This window comes from Thermus tenuipuniceus, from assembly GCF_002964845.1.
Classification (GTDB): Bacteria; Deinococcota; Deinococci; order Deinococcales; family Thermaceae; genus Thermus; species Thermus tenuipuniceus.
Window position 1 is genome coordinate 14,238 of the sequence record NZ_PRDA01000039.1, and the last position, 18,578, is coordinate 32,815.

The window sequence follows — 18,578 nt, forward strand, 5'->3', positions numbered from 1 at the left end:
AAGGGCAGGTCGGGGAGCACTTTTCAAGCCATACGCCCGCCAACCCCTTCTTGATCCCCTCCCAAGCCTTTTCTCAAGCCAGGAGCGTAAGATGTAAGGCATGTACGCCCTGCACGAGGGCCTGCGGCAGATCCTCCGCCACCCCACGGCCAGCCTCGCCACCTTCTTCACCGCCCTCGTATCCTTTGCCCTGCTTTACTTCCTGGGCCTTGTCCTTTGGAACCTGGAGCGGGTGGTGCATACCCTGGAGCGGGAACTGGAAGTGGCGGCTTTCCTGCAAAAGGAAGCCAACGTGGAAGCCCTCCTCACCGAGATCCAAGGCTGGCCGGAAGTGGGCGAGGTGCGGCTCCAAAGCAAGGAGGAGGCTCTGGCCCAGCTGGTCCTGGACTACCCCTACCTGGCCGAGGCCAAGGACCTGGTGGAAAATCCCTTGCCCGACACCCTGCGCCTGAAGCTTAAGGATCCGGAGGCGGTGCGCAAGGTGGCGGAAAGGCTACGGAGGCTTCCGGGGGTAGAAGGGGTAGAGTATGGGGGGGAGCTTACGGAAAGGCTGGTCCAGGTGCTATCCGGAAGCCGGCTGGCCATGGGGGTCCTGGTGGGGCTCCTTCTCCTCAACACCTTCTTCAGCGTCATGGGCTCCATTCGGCTATCCTTGGAAAGCCGCAAGGAAGCCCTGGGCATCATGCTCCTGGTGGGGGCCACCCGGCGCTTTATTCAGGCTCCCTTCGTGGTGGAAGGGATCCTGCTCACCCTGGGAGCAAGCCTTCTGGCAGTGGTCTTCGGTAGCCTCCTCTACCGGGGCCTAGCGCAGGCCCTCCAGGGGCTCCTTCCCTTCCTCCCCGTGCTGGGGGTCAAGGACCTCTGGCAGACGGGTCTCACGGTCCTGGCCCTGGCAGTGGTTCTAGGGGCCGGGGGAGCCTTCATGGCCACCCGGGCCTATCTGAGGGAAGTCTAGGATGCGCCCTAGCTGGCTTCTCCTCCCCTTGCTTTTGTGCCAGGGCCTTCTCCCCTGGGCCTTGGGTCAGAACGTGCCCGTCCAGGAGCGCACCGTGCGCAACCTGGAAGGCCAGCTGGACCGGGCCAAGGCCCTCGAGGAGCGAAGCCAAAGGCGGATCCAGATCCTAAACCAGGAGCTTTCCCGCCTCTCCACCCGGGTGGAGAACCTGCTTAAGGAGAAGGCCCGCCTGGAAGGAGAAATCACCCGATTGGAGAGGGAGCGCGCCGCCTTAAGCCGGCAGATCGCCCAGCTGAAAGAGGAGATACGCCAGACGGAAGGGCGCATCACCCAACTGGAAAAGGACCTGGAAAACCTCAAGGAACGGCTCCAGGCCCTGATGCGAAGCCTACACCGGGAAAAGGCGGGCCGCTACCTACCCCTCCTCAGGGCCCAGTCCTTCACCGACCTGGCGGTCCGGGCCCGCTGGGTGGGGTACATCTCAAAGCGGGATGCGGACCTGGTCCATGCCCTTCAGGCCACCCTGAAGGCCCTAAGGGAAGAACGGGAGCGCTTAGGCCTTCTCCTCGCCGACCTCACCGCCAAGGAAAAGGCTCTCGGGGAAACCCAAAGGACCCTCGAGGGGCAGAAGAAGGAGCTGGAGGCTACCCTCTCCAGCCTGGAGCGGGAAGCCCAGGGCAAACGAGCCCTCCTGCGGGAGGCTCTACAGGAAAGGCAACGCCTGCAGGCGGAGCTGGCCCAGCTCCAGGCCCGGGTCCTGGCGGAGAGGCAACGCCTCCTGGAGCTCAAGCGCCAGGAGGAGGAGCGGAGAAGGCAGGAGGAGGAACGGCGTAGGCGGGAAGCCGAGCGCCGCCAGGCCGCGGCCCAGCCAGCGCCCCGGGAAGCCAGTGTGGTGGTGCCCCCTCCCCCCTTACCCGCCACCGTGGGCCGGTTGGCCTTCCCCGTCCCCGGGGGCAGGATCCTGGTGGCTTACGGGCAGGAAGGGCCTTTCCAGGTCATCCAGGGCCCAGCCCCGGGAAGCCCCGTGCAGGCAGCCGCGGAAGGGTACGTGGCCGGAATCCTCTACCTGCCCAACCTGGGCTACACGGTGATGCTGGTGCACACGGAAACCCTCTCCACCGTCTACACCAACCTGCAAGAACCCCTGGTGCAGGAAGGGCAAAGGGTAGAGCGAGGCCAGCTCCTCGGCTACACGGGAGGAGGCCTTCTCATCCGCCCGGAGGAGCTGGAGTTCAGGGTGGCAGTACGCATAGACGGAGAGACCCGCTTCGTGGATCCCTCCGCCTACTACTAAGGGCCTTGAAGGCTATGCGGGCTCGATAAGCCCGTAGTTGCCGTCCTTACGGCGGTAGATGACGTTGATCTCGTCGGTCTTGGCGTTGCGGAACACGAAGAAGTCGTGGCCCAAAGCCTCCATCTGGAAAACGGCCTCCTCGGGGTCCATGGGCTTCATCTCGAAGCGCTTGACCCGGACGATTTTGGGCCCCTCCTCTTCCTCGGGCTTACGCAGGGCCTCGAGGTCCTGCACCTCGGGGGGCGGAGGCCCCTGGTACGAGTGGCGCTTACCGATAAAACGGCGCTCCTTGAAGCGCTTGAGCTGGGTTTCCAGGCGATCCACCATGCGGTCGATGGCCGCGTAAAGGTCGGGATCCTCCTCCTCCACCCTGACGAGCCCCCCGGGGAGGTCCACCTGCACCTCGGCCTTGGCCTTGCGGGCCACGTGATTACTACCCGCCAGGGAGAGAACCACCTTGGCCATGAGCTCCCCGTTTTGGTAGCGGTCCAGGCGGGAGAGCTTCCGCTCCACGTAGTCCCGGATGGCGTCGGTGATCTCCAGGTTGCGACCGATGAGTTTGTAGACGTTCATGCGCCCTCCTTTCCGCCCCGGTCAGGGCTTTCCCTTACCCTTATGCTACCACCTTCCCCAGGACGTTCGTCCCGCACCACCTGCCCGGCCTTCAGGACCACCACCCGCGCCGGATAGGCCTCCAGAAGCTCCCGGCTGTGGGTGGCCACCACCACCGTGGCCCCCCGCTGGTGAGCAGCCTTGAGAATATCCAACACCTGAAGGGCGTTATCCAGGTCCAGGTTCCCCGTGGGCTCGTCCGCCAGGATCACGGGGGGGTCCAGAAGCAAGGCCCGGGCTATGGCCACCCGCTGGGCCTCCCCCACGGAAAGCTCCTCGGGAAAGGCCCTTTTCTTGTGAACGAGCCCCACCCGGCGCAGGGCGGTGGCAATCCGCTCTCCCCACTCCCCGGAAGGAATCCCTTGCACCCTAAGCACAAAGGCCAGGTTCTCCTCCACCGTCATATCGGAAAGGAGGCGGTGGTCCTGGAAGACCATGCCGATGCGGCGGCGGTGAAGGGCCACCTGGTTCCCCCTGAGGAGATTGAGGTTCTGCCCAGCAAAGTACACCGCCCCCTGGGTGGGAAGAAGGCGGCGGAGGATAAGGGCGAGCAAGGTGGACTTCCCGGCTCCGGAGTGGCCCACCACATAGACGAACTCCCCCTTCTTCACCTCGAGGCTCACGTTGTAAAGCGCCTTGGTCCCCGTGCGGGGGTACTCCAGGCCCACCCGGTGGAAGGCGATCATGCTCCTACTATACGGAAGGCAGGCCAGACTTTCTTCTCATGGAAAGGCGCTATAGTGGAAGCTAGGTGAGGGAAGAGATGAAAAAACGCGCATGGCTTATCGCAGGGCTCGGGGTGGTCCTGGCCCTAGTATACGCCCAGCTTCCTCGGCCGCAGGCGGAAAACCTCCTGCAAAACCCCAACGGCCAAGCCCTCCTCGAGGTCTACCAGAGGATCCAGCAGGACTACCTGGAACCCCTGCCCCGGGAGAAACTCAACGCCCTCCTGGAAGGGGCCATCGGGGGGATGGTTTCCGCCTTGAAGGACCCCTTCACCAACTACTCCCCACCCCAGCGGGCAAGCCTCCGGCAGGAGGACCTCAGGGGAGAGTTCTTCGGCATCGGGGCCACCCTTTCCCCCACCAACCCTGACGGCACGGGGGCCAAGATCGAAGGGGTGATGAAGGGCCTTCCCGCCCAACGGGCCGGGATGCGGGCCGGGGATGTGATCCTGGAGGTGGACGGGGAGGATGTGACCGGCCTGCCTCTCCAGGAAGTGGTGGCCAGAATCCGCGGCCGCGAGGGCACCAAGGTCACCATCAAGGTTCGTCGGGAAGGCACCCCCGCCCCCCTAGTCTTTGAGCTCATCCGGGAAAAGGTGGAGATCATCTCGGTTTCCACGGGCAGGATCGGGGACGTGGGCTACATTGCCCTGGAAACCTTCGCCAACTTCAAGGTGGAGGACCAGCTGAAGCGGGCCATAGACGAGCTCAAGGCCCAGGGCATAAAGAAGCTCATCTTTGACCTTAGGGACAACGGAGGGGGCCTCCTGGACCAGGGTTGCGCCGTGGCCAGCGCTTTCTTGAAGGAAGGACCCATCGTCTACACCCGTACCAAAAACCTCACCCGGGTCTGGTGCGAGGCCTCGGGGAAGCCTTTATGGGATGGCCCCATGGTGGTCCTGGTGAACGGGAACTCGGCCTCCGCCAGCGAAATCGTGGCCGGGGCCCTGCAGGACCACGGCCGGGCCAAGGTCATCGGGGAGAAGACCTTCGGCAAGGGTGTGGGCCAGACCCCCTACACCCTGGCCAACGGGGGTGAGCTCACCCTGGTCACCTTCGAGTGGCTCACCCCCAAGCGCCGGGCCATCAACAAGGAGGGCCTTAAGCCCGACATTGAGGTTAAGGACACCCGCTTCCCCACCCCTTTCTCCCTGGAAGGAGCCGGGGCACCGCCGGGGGCCGAGGTCAGCGTAACCCTAAACGGCAAGACCGTGAAGGTGAAGGCCGACGCCGAGGGCAAGTTCACCTACGCCGAACCCCAGCGCCAGCGGCCTCTTCCCGAGGACCGGGGCCAGGCGGTCTTGGACCTGGAGCAAGACGCCATCCTCAAGCGGGCTTTGCAGGAGCTTAACGCCACCCGTTAGCCTGGGAGGAAGGCTAAAGGGGCCGGGTTTCTCCGGCCCCTTTAAACCACCCCACCCTGGCTTCCTCATGGCGGGAGCTCAGGTGGTTCCTTCCCTTACACCCCTCTTGCGCCGAGGGCTATTTCACCACCGCCCCCGGGGGGATCTCCCCCTCCACGGTGACCAGGGTGAGCTTATCCCCTTCCGAAGCCGCCAGGATCATTCCCTGGCTCTCCACGCCCCGGAGCCTGGCGGGTTTCAGGTTGGCCACCAGCACCACCTTCTTCCCCACGAGCTCCTCGGGGCGGTACCAGCGGGCGATGCCGGAAACCACGGTGCGCTCCTCCTTCCCCAGGGAAAGCCTAAGCACCAGAAGCCTGTCGGCGTTGGGGTGCTTCTCCGCCGCCACCACCTCCGCCACCCTCAGCTCCACCTTGGCAAAGTCCTCTATGCTGATGGAGCGATCCTCTGCGCTATCCTCCCTTTTGCCCTCCTCGGAGCCCCTGGCCTCCTCCCTGGGAGCCTCCTTGGGAAAGAGAACCCCCGCCTCCTGGGGAAGGGGAAGGGGTTCCGCCAGGCCCCAGCGCTCCGCCTCCTCGAGGCGCACCTCCTCCCCCAAGCCCAAAGCCCGGCGCAGCTCGGCCATCTTGTCCGGCATGGCCGGGGTAAGGAGGATGGAGGCGATCCGCAGGCCCTCCACCACCCGGTAAAGCACTCCCCTAGCCGCCTCCGGATCCTCCTTGAATAGCTCCCAGGGGCGCTTTTCGTTAATGTAGCGGTTCAGGGCCTTCACATAGGCCATGGTCTCCTCGAGGGCCACGTGGAAGCGGAGGTCCCGCACCAGCCCCCTTAAACGCCCCGCAAGCCGCGTCCCCTCCTCCAGCTCCTCCCCGGGAACCGGCTCGGGAATGCGTCCTTCGGCGAAGCGGAAGAGCATGGCCCGGGTACGCTGGAGAAGGTTGCCCAGGTCATCGGCCAAATCCGCCTCGTACCTGGCTCTCAGGGCCTCCTCGCTCACGGGCGTATCCTGGCCATAGGGAATCTCCCGCAAGAGGTAGTACCGCACCGCATCCCGGCCGTACTTCTCCGTGAGGGCAAAGGGATCCACCACGTTTCCCAGAGTCTTGCTCATCTTCCGCCCATCCGGCCCCAGCAGAAACCCTCCCACGTTCAGGTGCCGGTACATGGGAATCCCTGCCGCCTTCAGCATGGTGGGCCAGAAGACCGCGTGGGGCTTCAGGATGTCCTTGCCGATCAGGTGCCAAGCCTGCGGCCAGAAGGTGGCGTAGCGAGGATCGTCGGGGTAGCCTAGGGCGGACACGTAGTTGAGGAGGGCGTCAAACCAGACGTAGGTCACGTGGGCTTCATCCCAGGGCAAGGGGATCCCCCAGGGAACCCGGGCCTTGGGCCGGGAGATGGAAAGATCCCCGATGGGTTCGGAGAGCATGGAGAGCACCTCGTTCCTGTACCCTTCAGGACGGATGAGATCCGGGTGGGTCTGGAGGTAATCTATGAGCCACTCCCGGTACTTCTCCATGCGGAAGAAGTAGTTCCCCTCCCGCCTCCTCTCCACGGGTCGGCCGTGAATGGGGCAGAGGTCCCCTTGAAGCTCCTTCTCCGTGTAAAAGCGCTCGCAGCTTACGCAGTAAAGCCCCTCGTACTCTCCGTAGTAGATGTCCCCAGCCTCGTAGACCCTTTGCAACACCCTTTGCACCACCCGCTTGTGCCGCTCCTCGGTGGTGCGGATGAAATCGTCGTAGGCGATGCCCAAAAGCTCCCAGGCCTTGCGAAAGCGCTGGGATACCCGGTCCACAAAGGCCTTTGGTTCCTCCCCCGCCCTCTGGGCTGCCCGGTAAACGGTCTCCCCGTGCTCATCCGTACCGGTCAGGAAAAAGGTCCGGTACCCGTCCAACCGATGCCAGCGGGCCAGGAAGTCCGCCACCACCGTGGTGTAGGCGTGGCCCAGGTGGGGTTCCGCGTTCACGTAGTAGATGGGGGTGGTGATGTAAAAAACCTTTTCCATCCCTCCTCCAAGAAAAACCGGGGCATGCGCCCCGGGCGGGAAGGCTCTCCCGCCCTAAGAATGGGGCATGCCCTTCATGGGTCCGATTCTACACCTCAGGGGAGGATCTCCTCCACCCCCATGGGCCCCGCCACCAGGGCCCGGGTGGCGAGCCCCACGAAGATCCCCGTTTCCACCACCCCGGGGATCTCCAAAAGAGCCTTGTGGAGGCCCAAAGGATCCCCAATGGGGCCAAAGCGCACATCGGCGATGAGGTGGCCCCCGTCGGTGAAATAAACCTCATCCCCGTTCATCCTCAGCTCCGGCTCCCCCCCAAGGGCGCGGATGGCCCTTAGGGTAGCCAGGTGGCCAAAGGGCACGATCTCCACCGGCACCACCCCTCGGCCCAATACCGACACCTTCTTGGTGTGGTCGGCGATGACGATGAACTCCTTGGCGTTGCTCTCCACGATCTTCTCCCGCAAAAGAGCCCCGCCAAGGCCCTTGATAAGGGAGAGGTCCGGGGCGATCTCGTCAGCCCCGTCAATGGCCAGGTCCACCCCCTCTGGAGGAAGATCCACCAAGGGAATCCCCTCCTTCAGGGCCAGGTCCTTGGTGGCCTCCGAGGTGGGAACCCCTTTAACCCCTCTAAGCTCCCCTTCCCGGAGGCGCCGGGCCAGCTCCAAGACGGCATACCTGGCCGTGGACCCCGTGCCCAAGCCCACCACCATGCCATCCTGCACAAAGGCCACCGCCGCATGGGCAGCCTCTTTCTTGTAGCTTTCCAAAGGCCTTTCCATCCTCAAGACCCCCTCAGGGCCCGCAGGGCTTCCGCCACCTCCTCGGCGTGGTCCTCCGGGGATACCTTGCGCCAGACTTTGGCAATCCGGCCCTCGGGATCGATCAGGAAGGTCTGGCGCAAGACCCCCTCGTACTCCTTGCCGTAAAGGTTCTTCTTCCCCCAAGCCCCGTAGGCCAGGATGACCCCCCGCTCGGGATCGGCAAGAAGGGGAAAATTCAAAGCGTACTTCTCAGCGAAGCGCTTATGGCTTTGGACATCGTCCGCCGACACCCCAAGCACCACGGCACCCAGCTCCTGCAGATCCCCCATGCGGTCGCGGAAGCCGCAGGCCTCCTTGGTGCAACCGGGGGTGTCATCCTTGGGGTAGAAGTAGAGAACCACCCACTTCCCCCGGTAATCGGAAAGCCGGTGAATCCTCCCCTCCTGGTCCGGCAGGGCAAAGTCGGGCGCAGCAGTTCCAGGCTCCATGAGGGCATCTTACCCCAAGCCCCCGGAGCGCGGATAAGGGGGCGCTAAAGTTTGTAGCCAAAACGGCGGAGAAGGTCCTTACGCCAGGCCACCTCGGCGTCGTCCTCCACCCCCAGGGGCTTAAAGCCATCCATGACCCCCAGGATGGCTCGCCCTTCCCCCTCCTCCGCCACCACCACCTTTAGGGGATTGGCAGTGGCAGCAAAAATGCGCACCACCTCAGGACAGGCCTTCACCGCATGGAGCACGTTGATGGGGTAAAACCCCTCCCCTAAAATAATGAGGAAGCTGTGCCCTGCCGCCAGGTTGAGGAGGTTCCTGACCGCAAGTTCGGTAAGCTCGGGATCGGTGCCCGAGCGCCGCACCAGGCGCTTGCCGCTGGCCTCGGAGAAAGCCAGGCCGAACTTGATGCCCGGCACGGCGGTCACCAAAGCCTCGTGCAAGTCCTCCACCGTCTTGATGAAGTGGGCCTGGCCCAGGATGACGTTCAGGTTTTCCGGCTTCTCGATGGGGATTATCTTGAGTTCCATGCCTACATTTTATGGCCCAGCCTCCAACCGGCGAAGCCAGAAGGGTGTAGCATGAGGCCCATGGATGTACTGGAAAAAGCCGTGGCGGGAGAAAGGCTTTCCGAAGCGGAGGTTATGGCCCTCTTTGACCTACCCCTTCCCGAGCTGGCCGCCGCCGCCCACGAGGTGCGCCTTCAGAAAACCAATCCGGAGGTGGTCACCTTCCTCATCGACCGCAACATCAACTACACCAACATCTGCACTGTGGCCTGCGCCTTCTGCGCCTTTTACCGCACCCGGCGGCAAGAGGACGCTTACACCCTCACCTACGAGGAGATCGCCAGGAAGGTGGAGGAACTCTACCAGGTGGGGGGAAGGCGCATCCTCATGCAAGGAGGCGTTAATCCGGACCTGCCCTTGGAGTGGTACCTGGACCTCCTGCGCTACCTCAAGAACCGCTTCCCCGACCTGCGCATCGATGCCTTCAGCCCCGAGGAGATCCTGGGACTGGAACGGCTCACCGGGCTTAAGGCGGAGAAGATCTTGGAAAAACTTATGGAGGCTGGCCTAGATGGGATGCCGGGGGCCGGGGCGGAGATCCTGGTGGACGAGGTGCGGCACAAGGCTGCCCCTGCCCGCATCAAAACCGCTGACTGGTACCGCATCGTGGACGCTGCCCAGGCCCTGGGGCTTTACACCCTGGCCAGCATGGTGATCGGCTTCGGAGAAGGCCCGAAGGAACGCACCCTCCACCTCCTGGGCCTTAGGGCCCAGCAAGACAAAGCCCTGAAGCAGTACCGGAATGGCTTTTCCGCCTTCGCCCTTTGGACCCTGCAAGTGGAGCACACCCGCCTGAAGGGCAAGGCTCCCGGGGCCACCGCCCACGAGTACCTGAAAACCTTGGCCATCGCCCGGCTTGCCCTGGACAACTTTGCCCACTTCCAGGCTTCCTGGCCCACCTTAGGGTTCAAGGTGGCCCAGACGGCCCTTTACTACGGAGCCGACGACTTCGGTAGCACCATGCTGGAGGAAAACGTGGTCTCGGCGGCAGGGGGGCACGGGCGCACCCACGCCACGGTGCGCCAGATCGTGCGCCACATCGTGGACGCGGGCTTCAAGCCCGCAGAGCGAGATCCCCTTTACCGCATCCTGCGGTATCCGGACCCCAAGGCCATCCTGGGAGAGGAAGCCGAGCTTCCCCTGGCCTAAGCGGGCTCCTTTTGCATAAGCCCTTGACGGATCTCCTCGAGGAGAGGGGCCAGGGGCCGGCCCCCCTCGAGGGCCCGCACCAAGGCGCTTCCCACCACCACCCCGTCGGCCACCGCCGCCTGGGCCGCGGTTTCCCGTCCCGAAACCCCAAAGCCCACGGCCACGGGCAAGGAGGTTCTGGCCTTGATCCGCCGCACCAGGTCCCGCACCTCGTCGGGCAGGCGCTCCCGCTCCCCGGTGACCCCGGTGACGGAAACCGCATAGATGAACCCGGTGGCGTAGCCCACCACGGTTTCCACCCGCCTATCCGTGGAGGTGGGGGCCAGGAGAAATACCGTTTCCAGGCCGATCTCCTGCGCCAGGCGCACCAGGGAGGGATCCTCATCGGGAGGAAGGTCGGGTAGGATGAGACCCGTGGCCCCCGCCTGCTTGAAAAGGCTGAAGAACCGCTCCGGTCCCCAGGCCAGCACGGGGTTCAGGTAGGTCATGAGGAAAAGGGGCTTTTCGGTGAGGGCCCGCACCTCCCGGAAGAGCTCCAAAACGCCCTGGACGCTCATCCCCTTCCTCAAGGCCTCCTCGCTGGCCCGCTGGATCACCGGGCCGTCCCCCAGGGGATCGGAGTAGGGGAGGCCGATCTCCAAAAGATCCGCGTAGGGCAACACCTCCTTCACCGCCTGCAAAAACCCTTCCCGGCTGGGGAAGCCCGCGGTGAGGTAGGGGATTAAGGCGGCCCGGCCCTCGGCCTTGGCCCGAGCGAAGGCTTCCAGCGTGGTCATAGCTCCCCTCCCAGAAGGCGCATCACCTCGGTCACGTCCTTATCTCCCCGGCCCGAGAGGTTGATGACCACGATCTGGTCCTTGTCCATCTCCGGGACCACCTTGGCGGCGTGGGCGATGGCATGGGCGGACTCCAAGGCGGGGATGATCCCCTCGAGGCGGGCGAGGAGCTTGAAGCCCTCGAGGGCCTCCTCATCCGTCACCCCCGCGTACTCGGCGATGCCCTGGTCGGCGTAGTAGCTGTGCTCCGGCCCCACCCCTGGGTAATCCAGCCCGGCGGAAACCGAGTGGGCCGGGGTGATCTGGCCGTCGTGGTCGTAGAGGAGGTACATGTAGCTCCCATGCAACACCCCCCGCTTCCCCGCCCCAATGCTGGCGGCGTGCCTGCCGGTGGAAAGCCCTTCCCCAGCGGCCTCCACCCCGATGAGCCGGGGACGCTCCTTTTCGGGAAGGTAGGCGAAGGGGGCGAAGAGACCGATGGCGTTGGACCCCCCGCCCACGGCGGCGATAAGGGCATCGGGATAACGGCCGAAAAGCTCAAGGCTTTGCCCCTTCACCTCCTCCCCGATCACGCTCTGGAACTCCCGAACCATCATGGGGTAGGGGTGGGGGCCCACCACCGAGCCCAGGATGTAGAAGGTGGTGCGCACGTGGGTGAGCCAGTCGCGGATGGCCTCGTTGGTGGCGTCCTTAAGGGTGCGGCTTCCCGCGGCCACCGGCCGCACCTCCGCCCCCAGAAGCTTCATGCGGAAGACATTCAGGGCCTGCCGCCTTACATCCTCCTCCCCCATGTAAACCACGCATTCCAGGCCAAAGAGAGCGGCCACCGTGGCCACGGAAACCCCGTGCTGCCCGGCTCCGGTTTCGGCGATAACCCGCTTTTTGCCCATGCGCCGGGCCAGAAGAGCCTGGCCCAGGGTGTTGTTGATCTTGTGGGCCCCCGTGTGCAAGAGGTCCTCCCGCTTCAGGTACACCTGGGCCCCGCCCCAGTACTCGGAAAGCCTCCTGGCATGGTACAGGGGAGTGGGCCGGCCGGCAAAGGTCTTGAGGTAGTACTCAAGCTCCGCCAAGAATGCCGGGTCCTTCTTGGCCTCCCTGTAGGCGGCCTCCACCTCCTCCAGGGCCGGGATCAAGGTTTCGGGAACGTACCTTCCTCCGTAAGGACCGAAGCGTCCTCGAGGGTCAGGCAGGGGAAAGTCTGGCAACCTCAACATACGTACTCCAGAAATGGGCGCCCTAGCGCCGCAAAGCCTATCCATCCTACACGCCGCAAGCCCTTAGAGCCAAGGTCAAGAGGGCCTGTAGCGCCCGTGCCGCCACTTGTAGGCAAAGGGGGTGCGGACCCGCATGAGCTTAGGGTAGACCCCTTTGGGCCAAAGAGCAAGTAGACTCAAGGGCATGGAGATTGCGGTCCTTGACAAGGGGTTCGTGCGCCTGGTGGAGGCGATGGGGGATGACGCCTCCATCGTCCAGGCGGCCAGGGTATCCTACGGACCCGGCACCAAGACGGTGCGGGAGGATGCCGCCCTTATCGACTACCTCATGCGCCACCGCCACACCAGCCCCTTTGAGATGGTGGAGTTCAAGTTCCACGTGAAGGCCCCTATTTTCGTGGTGCGCCAGTGGTTTCGCCACCGCACCGCCAGCGTGAACGAGATCTCCGGCCGCTACTCCGTTCTCAAGGAGGAGTTTTACGAACCGGAAGTATGGCGGAAACAAGCCCGGCGGAACAAGCAAGGCTCCGAAGGGGAGTTTTCCGATGAGGAAGCCTCCCTTCTCCTCAAAGGGGTGGAGCGAGAAGCCTACCAGGCCTACCAAACCCTTCTGGAAAAGGGGATCGCCCGGGAGATGGCCCGCATGGTCCTGCCCCTAAACCTCTACACCGAGTTCTATTGGAAGCAGGACCTCCACAATCTTTTCCACTTCCTGGCCCTGCGCCTGGATCCCCATGCCCAGTGGGAGATAAGGCTGTACGCCAAGGCCATCGCCGAGATCGTCAAGGCCCATGTGCCCCTGGCCTGGCAAAGCTTTGAGGAGCACGTATTAATGGGAGCCCATCTCTCCCGTACGGAGCTTAAGGCCCTCCAGGGGCTTCTCACCCCGGAGCTTTACGAAAAGGCCCTCAAAGGGCTTGGCTTGTCCGGCTCCAGGCTCCAGGAGGCCCTGGAAAAGATCTTCCCACCCGGCCACCAACTCTAGGAAGCGAAGGTTTCCTGGCGCTTCCCCGTGCGCTCCTCTATGAGCCTGTAAAGTTCCTCCTCCGTCAGCGTGGGCACCCCCAGGGCCCGGGCCTTCTCCAGCTTGCTCCCCGGGGCCTCCCCCACCACCAGGTAGCTGGTCTTGCGGCTCACGGAATCCGTCACCTTGGCCCCCAGGCGCCTCAAGAGGGCCTTCACCTCCTCCCGCGGGCGGGAAAGCTCCCCCGTGATGACGAAGGTAAGGCCCTTTAAAGCCTCCTCCCCCCGTTCCTTGGCCTCCATCTCCACCCCAGCCTCCTTAAGGCGCCTCACCAGGTCCCGAAAGGCAGGGTCCTGCAGGGTTTCGTAAATTCCCCGGGCGGTGAGCTCCCCCACCTCCTCCACCTGGAGGAGTTCCTCCAGGGTGGCCTCGAGGAGGCGGTCCATGGTGCCGAAGTGGGCCGCCAGGTTGCGGGCCAGAACCTCCCCTACCCCCGGCAATCCCAGGGCATAGAGGAGCCGCTCCAGGCCCCGGCTCCGGCTCTCCTCAATCTGGCGAAGAAGGTTCCCCGCGCTCTTCTTCCCCATGCGCTCGAGGCCCACCAGGTCCTCCTCCTTAAGCCGGTAAAGGTCGGCCACATCCTTCACCAAGCCCTTTTCCAGGAGCTTCTCAATGAGCTTCTCCCCGAGGCCCCCGATGTCCATGGCCTTGCGGGAGGCGTAGTGGCGGATGGCCTCAAAGCGCTTGGCCGGGCACAAGGGATTGGGGCAGCGGTGCACCTTTCCCTCCTTAACCAGGCGGTGGCCGCACTCGGGGCAGGTTTCCGGCCAGCGAATGGGCCTCTCCTCCCCGGTCCTCTTCTCCTTCAGGACCCTCTGGACCTCGGGGATCACCCCCCCCGCCTTGTGCACCAAAACCCAGTCCCCGATGCGCACGTCCAGCTCCTCGATGTAGCTTTCGTTGTGCAGGGTAACCCGGCTCACCTCGCTCCCCTCAATGAAGACGGGCTCCAGGATACCCACCGGGGTCACCCTGCCCGTGCGCCCCACCTGGAAGACCACCTCCAAAAGGCGGGTTTCCTTCTCCTCCGCGGGGAACTTGTAGGCAATGGCAAAGCGCGGAGCCCTTGCGGTGTAGCCCAGTTCCCGCCAGAGGGAAAGCTCATCCAGCTTCACCACCACCCCATCCGCCTCAAAGGGAAGGCTTCGCCGCTCCTTCAGCCAGCCCTGGTAGATCCTTTCCACCCCCTCTGCCCCTTCTGCCCGGGCGAAGCCGTGCTCCACGGGAAACCCCTTCTCCCTAAGCCAGCGAAGGAGGTCCAGCTGGGTCTTGAGCCCGCTTTCCTCCAGGCCGAGGCCCAGGGCGTAGAAGGTGGCCCTGAGGCCCCTCCTTGCGGTAATCCGGGGGTCCTTCTGCCTGAGGGAGCCGGCGGCAGCGTTCCTGGGGTTTTTGAAGATCTTCTCTCCCTTTTCCTCCAGCTCCTCGTTGAGGCGGAGGAAAGCCTCTATGGGCATGTACACCTCCCCCCGGACCTCGAGGCGCTCCGGTACCCCTTTAAGCCTTCGGGGAATGGTGGGGATGGTGAGGAGGTTCTGGGTCACCTCCTCCCCCGTTTCCCCGTCCCCCCGGGTGGCCCCCCAGACCAGGACCCCCTCCTCGTAGTAGAGGTTCACGGAAAGCCCGTCCACCTTGTGCTCCACCGTGTACACGAAGGGCCCCTTCCTCCCCAAGGCCCGCTCGATCCGCTCCTCAAAAGCCCTGACCTCCTCCAGGGTGAAGGCGTTATCCAGGGAGTACATGCGGCTTGGGTGGCGGATGGGACGGAAGGTAGCCTCAAGGGGCTTAGCCCCCACCTGTTCCGTGGGGGAGTCCGGGCTTTTGAGTTCGGGAAAGCGTTCCTCCAGCTCCTTAAGCTCCCTCAAAAGCCGGTCGTATTCGGCATCGGAGATCTCCGGGGCATCCAGGACGTAGTAACGGTAGTTGTGGTAACGGATGAGGTCCCGGAGCTCGTTGATCCGCCTGCGAGCCTCCTCCAGGGTCATGCCTTGAGTTTACCCAACCCGGTATAATGCCCTACGGCGAAATGCCATAGGAGGTGGCAGATGAAACGTATTGTGGCCCTTTTGGCGGTATTGGCCCTAGGTTTGAGCCTGGCCCAGGTGCGCGTGGGAATCGCCTTTGATGCGGGCGGCAAGTTTGACCGCTCCTTCAACCAGTCCGCTTGGGAAGGGGCGCAAAAGGCGGCCAAGGACTTCGGGGTTAAGCTCTTCGACTTCGAGCCCGCCGACCCCTCCCAGGTGGGCCAGGGCATCCGCACCTTCGCCGAGGAGGGCTTTGACCTGGTGATCGGGGTGGGCTTCGCCAACGAACCCGCCATCACCGCCACCGCCAAGGAGTTCCCCAAGGTGAACTTTGCGGTGATCGACGCCGTCCCCGGGGAAGGCAAGCTTTTAAACGCCGTGGGCCTGGTCTTCCGGGAGCACGAGGGGAGCTTCCTGGTGGGCTACATCGCCGGCAAGATGAGCCGCACCGGGGTGGTGGGCTTCATCGGCGGCATGGACATCCCCCTCATCCACAAGTTTGAGGCGGGCTTCCGGGCCGGGGCGGAGTACGCCTTCAAGGAGGACAAGATCCAGGGCAAGGTCCTGGTGGGGTACGTGGGCAACACCCCCGCCGCCTGGAACGACCCCGCCAAGGCCAAGGAGATCGCCGCCAGCCAGGTGCGCCAGGGAGCGGACATCATCTACGCCGCCGCCGGTGGCTCGGGCCTTGGGCTCATCGACTACGTGAAGCAGGCCAAGTGCCTGAAGGAAGGTGGCGCCATCCGCTTCGTGCGTAAGGCTGACCCCTACGCCAAGGTACCCAAGTACGCGGATTACACCAAGACCTGCGGCACCGACGGCACCAAGGCCACGCCCCTCTTCTTCATCGGGGTGGATGCCAACCAGAACTACCTCGGGGACACCGACAACAACCCGAACACCCTGAACCACGGCCTCACCTCCATGATGAAGCGGGTGGACGTGGCCACCTACGAGGTCATCAAGAGCGTGGTGCAGAAGGCCTTCAAGGGCGGGGTGCGGGAGTTCGGCTTGGCCAACAACGGGGTGGGCTACGCCCTGGACGAGTACAACAAGGCCCTGATCCCCGCTGCGGTGGTCAGCAAGCTGGAGGTCTTGAAGCAGCAGATCATCAAGGGCCAGCTTAAGGTGCCCGAAAAACGCTAGGAAGGCAGGCTCAGCAAAAGGCCGGGAAGTTCCCGGCCTTTTTGTATACTCCGGGCGTGGAGGTCGGCGGAACTACCTCAAAGGCCCTGGTCCTAAAGGACATCACCAAGCGCTTCCCCCTGGTCCTGGCCAACGACCACATCAGCCTGGACCTGAACTGGGGCGAGGTCCTGGCCCTGGTGGGGGAAAACGGGGCGGGGAAATCCACCTTGATGAAGATCGTCTACGGCCTGCAGCCCCCGGACAAAGGGGAGATGTGGGTGGACGGCAAGCCCTATCGGCCCAAGAGCCCCCTGGACGCCATCGCCCACGGCATCGGCATGGTCCACCAACACTTCATGCTGGTGGAACCCTTCACCGTGCTGGAAAACCTGGTTTTGGGCCTCGAGCCGGGAAGCCCTCTATACCTCAATCTGGACGAGGCCAGGAAGCGGGCCACCGCCCTCATGGAGGAGCTGGGCTTCCAGGTACCCCTGGACGAGCGCATCGAGAACCTTCCCGTGGGCTTGCAGCAGCGGGTGGAGATCCTAAAGGCCCTTTACCGGCAGGCCAAAATCCTCATCCTGGACGAGCCCACCGCCGTTCTAACCCCCCAGGAGGCGGAGGAGCTTTTCCGCTTCCTGAGGGCCTACGTGGCCCAGGGAAACGCCGTGATCTTCATCAGCCACAAGCTGAAGGAGGTGCTTTCCGTGTCCGACCGGGTCACGGTGATCCGGGACGGGAAAGTGGTGGGCACGGTGAGGACCCCCGAGACCTCTTTAGAGGAGCTGGCCCGGATGATGGTGGGCCGGGAGGTGGTCCTAAGGGTGGAAAAAGGCCCGGCCAGGCCTGGGGAAGTGGTGCTGGAGGTGGAGGGCCTCGAGGCGCCCCCCAGGCTAAGGGGGGTGAGCTTCTTTGTGCGGGCTGGGGAGATCGTGGGCATCGCCGGGGTGGAAGGGAACGGCCAGACCGAGCTGGTGGAGGCCCTGGCGGGTCTGCGCAAGTACCGGGGAGCGGTGCGCTACCTGGGCCACCCTCTTCCCCACCTAGCCCTCAAGGTACGGGGGGCGGGCGTGAGCCACATCCCCGAGGACCGGCTTGCCCGGGGTTTGGTCCTGGACTTTTCCGTACGGGAAAACGCCATCCTTGGGGACCAGCACCGCCCCCCCTTCCGCGGCTTCCTGGGCTTTCTGGATGGGAAGGCCATGGAGCAGCGCGCCCGGACCCTGGTGGAAACCTTTGACGTCCGCCCTCGCTCCACGGACCTCTCCGCCCGGCGCTTCTCCGGGGGGAACCAGCAGAAGATCGTGGTGGGCAGGGAGCTTTTGCGGGGGCCCCGCCTCCTCATCGCCGCCCAGCCCACCCGGGGCGTGGACGTGGGGGCCATCGAGTTCATCCACCAGCGCCTGGTGGAGGCCCGCGACCAGGGCCTGGCGGTGCTTCTGGTTTCCGCCGACCTTTCCGAGGTGATCAGCCTCTCGGACCGCATCCTGGTTATGTACGAGGGGCGCATCGTGGGGGAACTCACCCCGGAAGAAGCCAAGGAAGAGCGCCTGGGCCTTCTGATGGCAGGCGTGCCCGCCTAGTCGCCGCGGAACTCCCCGGTCACCCCCCCCAGGACCACCACTTCCCCGCTCTTTAGGGCGTAGCGCACCCGCTCCCCCCGCACCACACCCCTTTCGTCCCGGCTTTCCACCTTCCCATACAGGAAGGCGTACCCTTCCTTTTCCCTGAGAAGCGCCCGCTCGGCCTTGGTGGTGCGCCCGCCCTGGCTAAGCTCCACCCCTCCGAGAAGCCAAAGCCGGTCCTCATCCAGAAGATAGCGCAAGGAGCCCGCCTTGCCCGAAAGGGGTTTTTCCCCTTCGCGGCGCACTTCCAGAGGACCCTCCAATAGGGCCTCCCCGGTGTCGTTTTGGTAGCGGAGCCTCTGCCCCTCCACCCGCACCTGCCCCTGGGCCACCGCCACCTTTCCGGGAGCCGGCCTTAGCTCCAGCCGGCCTTCCTCCTCCAGGTACCGGGCCTCTCCCCCGGAGAGGAAGAGCTCCTCCACCCCACCCCGCTCCACCACCGCCAGGGGCCCCCTGGCCTCCACCTCCTCCCCCAGGCGCACCTCCACCCCCTTGGGGTCAAAGAGGACGAGGCGGAGGTAGCGCTCCCCTTTCCCTTTGCCGGCCCTTCGCAAACGCATCAGGTAGGGAAGCCCCTCCTGTTCCCAATCGGGGTTATAGGCCACCTCCACCCTTTCCCCCACTTTCAGCCCCTCCTCCACCGCGCTTCCCAGATCCCTGAAGAAGGCTCGGTTCTCCACCTGAACCCTCTCGGGAGAAAGGGCTTGAAGCTCCCCTACCAGGAGGTCCCCGTAGTCCGCGTAGAAGAGGCTTCCCTCCTCCCCGCTCACCCAGGCCACCACCTTCTTCTCCTTGCGGGTGAGCTCCACCTGGGGGTGGAAGACCTCCTGGGCCAAGGCGAGGAGGCAAAGAGCGGCCACCCCAAGGAGGA

General features: G+C 64.4%; 17 protein-coding genes. 7 read left to right on the top strand and 10 right to left on the bottom strand.

Annotation, left to right across the window (positions count from 1 at the left end):
- Positions 1-100 precede the first annotated feature (100 nt).
- Together C2847_RS10190 and C2847_RS10195 are read left to right on the top strand one after the other, a co-directional pair.
- Positions 101-955: a cell division protein FtsX gene (locus C2847_RS10190; protein WP_105318243.1), complete on the top strand. Its 855-nt coding sequence runs from the start codon at positions 101-103 to the stop codon at positions 953-955.
- 1 nt (position 956) lies between these two features.
- A complete protein-coding gene (locus tag C2847_RS10195) occupies positions 957-2,249 on the top strand; it encodes a murein hydrolase activator EnvC family protein (RefSeq protein ID WP_105318244.1) in 1,293 nt (430 codons plus the stop codon).
- Positions 2,250-2,261: 12 nt separating this feature from the next.
- On the opposite strand, the gene hpf is transcribed toward C2847_RS10195, so the two are convergent.
- Positions 2,262-2,822: a ribosome hibernation-promoting factor, HPF/YfiA family gene (gene hpf, locus C2847_RS10200; protein WP_105318245.1), complete on the bottom strand. Its 561-nt coding sequence runs from the start codon at positions 2,820-2,822 to the stop codon at positions 2,262-2,264.
- On the bottom strand, positions 2,819-3,547 hold the full coding sequence (gene ftsE, locus C2847_RS10205; protein WP_105318246.1) for a cell division ATP-binding protein FtsE: 729 nt from the start codon (positions 3,545-3,547) through the stop codon (positions 2,819-2,821). The genes hpf and ftsE overlap by 4 nt, the downstream gene beginning before the upstream one ends.
- Positions 3,548-3,624: 77 nt before the next feature.
- Between ftsE and C2847_RS10210 the strand changes: the two genes are divergently transcribed.
- On the top strand, positions 3,625-4,950 hold the full coding sequence (locus C2847_RS10210) for a S41 family peptidase (protein ID WP_105318247.1): 1,326 nt from the start codon (positions 3,625-3,627) through the stop codon (positions 4,948-4,950).
- 118 nt (positions 4,951-5,068) lie between these two features.
- On the opposite strand, the gene metG is transcribed toward C2847_RS10210, so the two are convergent.
- The 4 genes from metG to C2847_RS10230 form a co-directional block, all read right to left on the bottom strand.
- Positions 5,069-6,952, bottom strand: coding sequence for a methionine--tRNA ligase (gene metG / locus C2847_RS10215; protein ID WP_105318248.1), 1,884 nt, complete (start codon positions 6,950-6,952; stop codon positions 5,069-5,071).
- A gap of 95 nt (positions 6,953-7,047) precedes the next feature.
- Positions 7,048-7,731, bottom strand: coding sequence for a ribose-5-phosphate isomerase RpiA (gene rpiA / locus C2847_RS10220; protein WP_105318249.1), 684 nt, complete (start codon positions 7,729-7,731; stop codon positions 7,048-7,050).
- 2 nt (positions 7,732-7,733) lie between these two features.
- Entirely contained in the window at positions 7,734-8,201 is a 468-nt protein-coding gene (gene bcp, locus C2847_RS10225; RefSeq protein WP_105318250.1) for a thioredoxin-dependent thiol peroxidase, read from the bottom strand.
- Between the two features lie 44 nt (positions 8,202-8,245).
- Complete coding sequence (locus C2847_RS10230) at positions 8,246-8,731, bottom strand: adenosine diphosphatase (RefSeq protein ID WP_105318251.1); 486 nt, start codon at positions 8,729-8,731, stop codon at positions 8,246-8,248.
- A 51-nt stretch (positions 8,732-8,782) separates the two neighbouring features.
- Here C2847_RS10230 and mqnC point away from each other — a divergent pair, with 51 nt between their 5' ends.
- On the top strand, positions 8,783-9,919 hold the full coding sequence (gene mqnC, locus C2847_RS10235; RefSeq protein ID WP_105318252.1) for a cyclic dehypoxanthinyl futalosine synthase: 1,137 nt from the start codon (positions 8,783-8,785) through the stop codon (positions 9,917-9,919).
- Here the strand turns inward: mqnC and trpA are convergent.
- Both trpA and trpB read right to left on the bottom strand, forming a co-directional pair.
- Positions 9,916-10,695 carry a tryptophan synthase subunit alpha gene (trpA, locus tag C2847_RS10240; protein ID WP_105318253.1) on the bottom strand — a complete coding sequence of 260 codons (780 nt, stop codon included), beginning with the start codon at positions 10,693-10,695 and terminating at the stop codon, positions 9,916-9,918. The two genes, mqnC and trpA, sit on opposite strands and share 4 nt — an antisense overlap.
- Complete coding sequence (trpB, locus tag C2847_RS10245) at positions 10,692-11,909, bottom strand: tryptophan synthase subunit beta (RefSeq protein ID WP_105318254.1); 1,218 nt, start codon at positions 11,907-11,909, stop codon at positions 10,692-10,694. The genes trpA and trpB overlap by 4 nt, the downstream gene beginning before the upstream one ends.
- Positions 11,910-12,093: 184 nt before the next feature.
- On the opposite strand from trpB, the gene thyX reads away from it, so the two are divergent.
- Entirely contained in the window at positions 12,094-12,894 is an 801-nt protein-coding gene (gene thyX, locus C2847_RS10250; protein WP_105318255.1) for an FAD-dependent thymidylate synthase, read from the top strand.
- Here the strand turns inward: thyX and ligA are convergent.
- A complete protein-coding gene (gene ligA / locus C2847_RS10255) occupies positions 12,891-14,915 on the bottom strand; it encodes an NAD-dependent DNA ligase LigA (RefSeq protein WP_105318256.1) in 2,025 nt (674 codons plus the stop codon). The genes thyX and ligA overlap by 4 nt on opposite strands.
- Positions 14,916-14,975: 60 nt before the next feature.
- Here ligA and C2847_RS10260 point away from each other — a divergent pair, with 60 nt between their 5' ends.
- Positions 14,976-16,100 carry a BMP family lipoprotein gene (locus C2847_RS10260; protein ID WP_105318257.1) on the top strand — a complete coding sequence of 375 codons (1,125 nt, stop codon included), beginning with the start codon at positions 14,976-14,978 and terminating at the stop codon, positions 16,098-16,100.
- A gap of 56 nt (positions 16,101-16,156) precedes the next feature.
- Positions 16,157-17,665: an ABC transporter ATP-binding protein gene (locus tag C2847_RS10265; protein ID WP_105318258.1), complete on the top strand. Its 1,509-nt coding sequence runs from the start codon at positions 16,157-16,159 to the stop codon at positions 17,663-17,665.
- Here C2847_RS10265 and lptC read toward each other — a convergent pair.
- Complete coding sequence (gene lptC / locus C2847_RS10270; protein ID WP_105318272.1) at positions 17,662-18,567, bottom strand: LPS export ABC transporter periplasmic protein LptC; 906 nt, start codon at positions 18,565-18,567, stop codon at positions 17,662-17,664. The genes C2847_RS10265 and lptC overlap by 4 nt on opposite strands.
- Positions 18,568-18,578 lie beyond the last annotated feature (11 nt).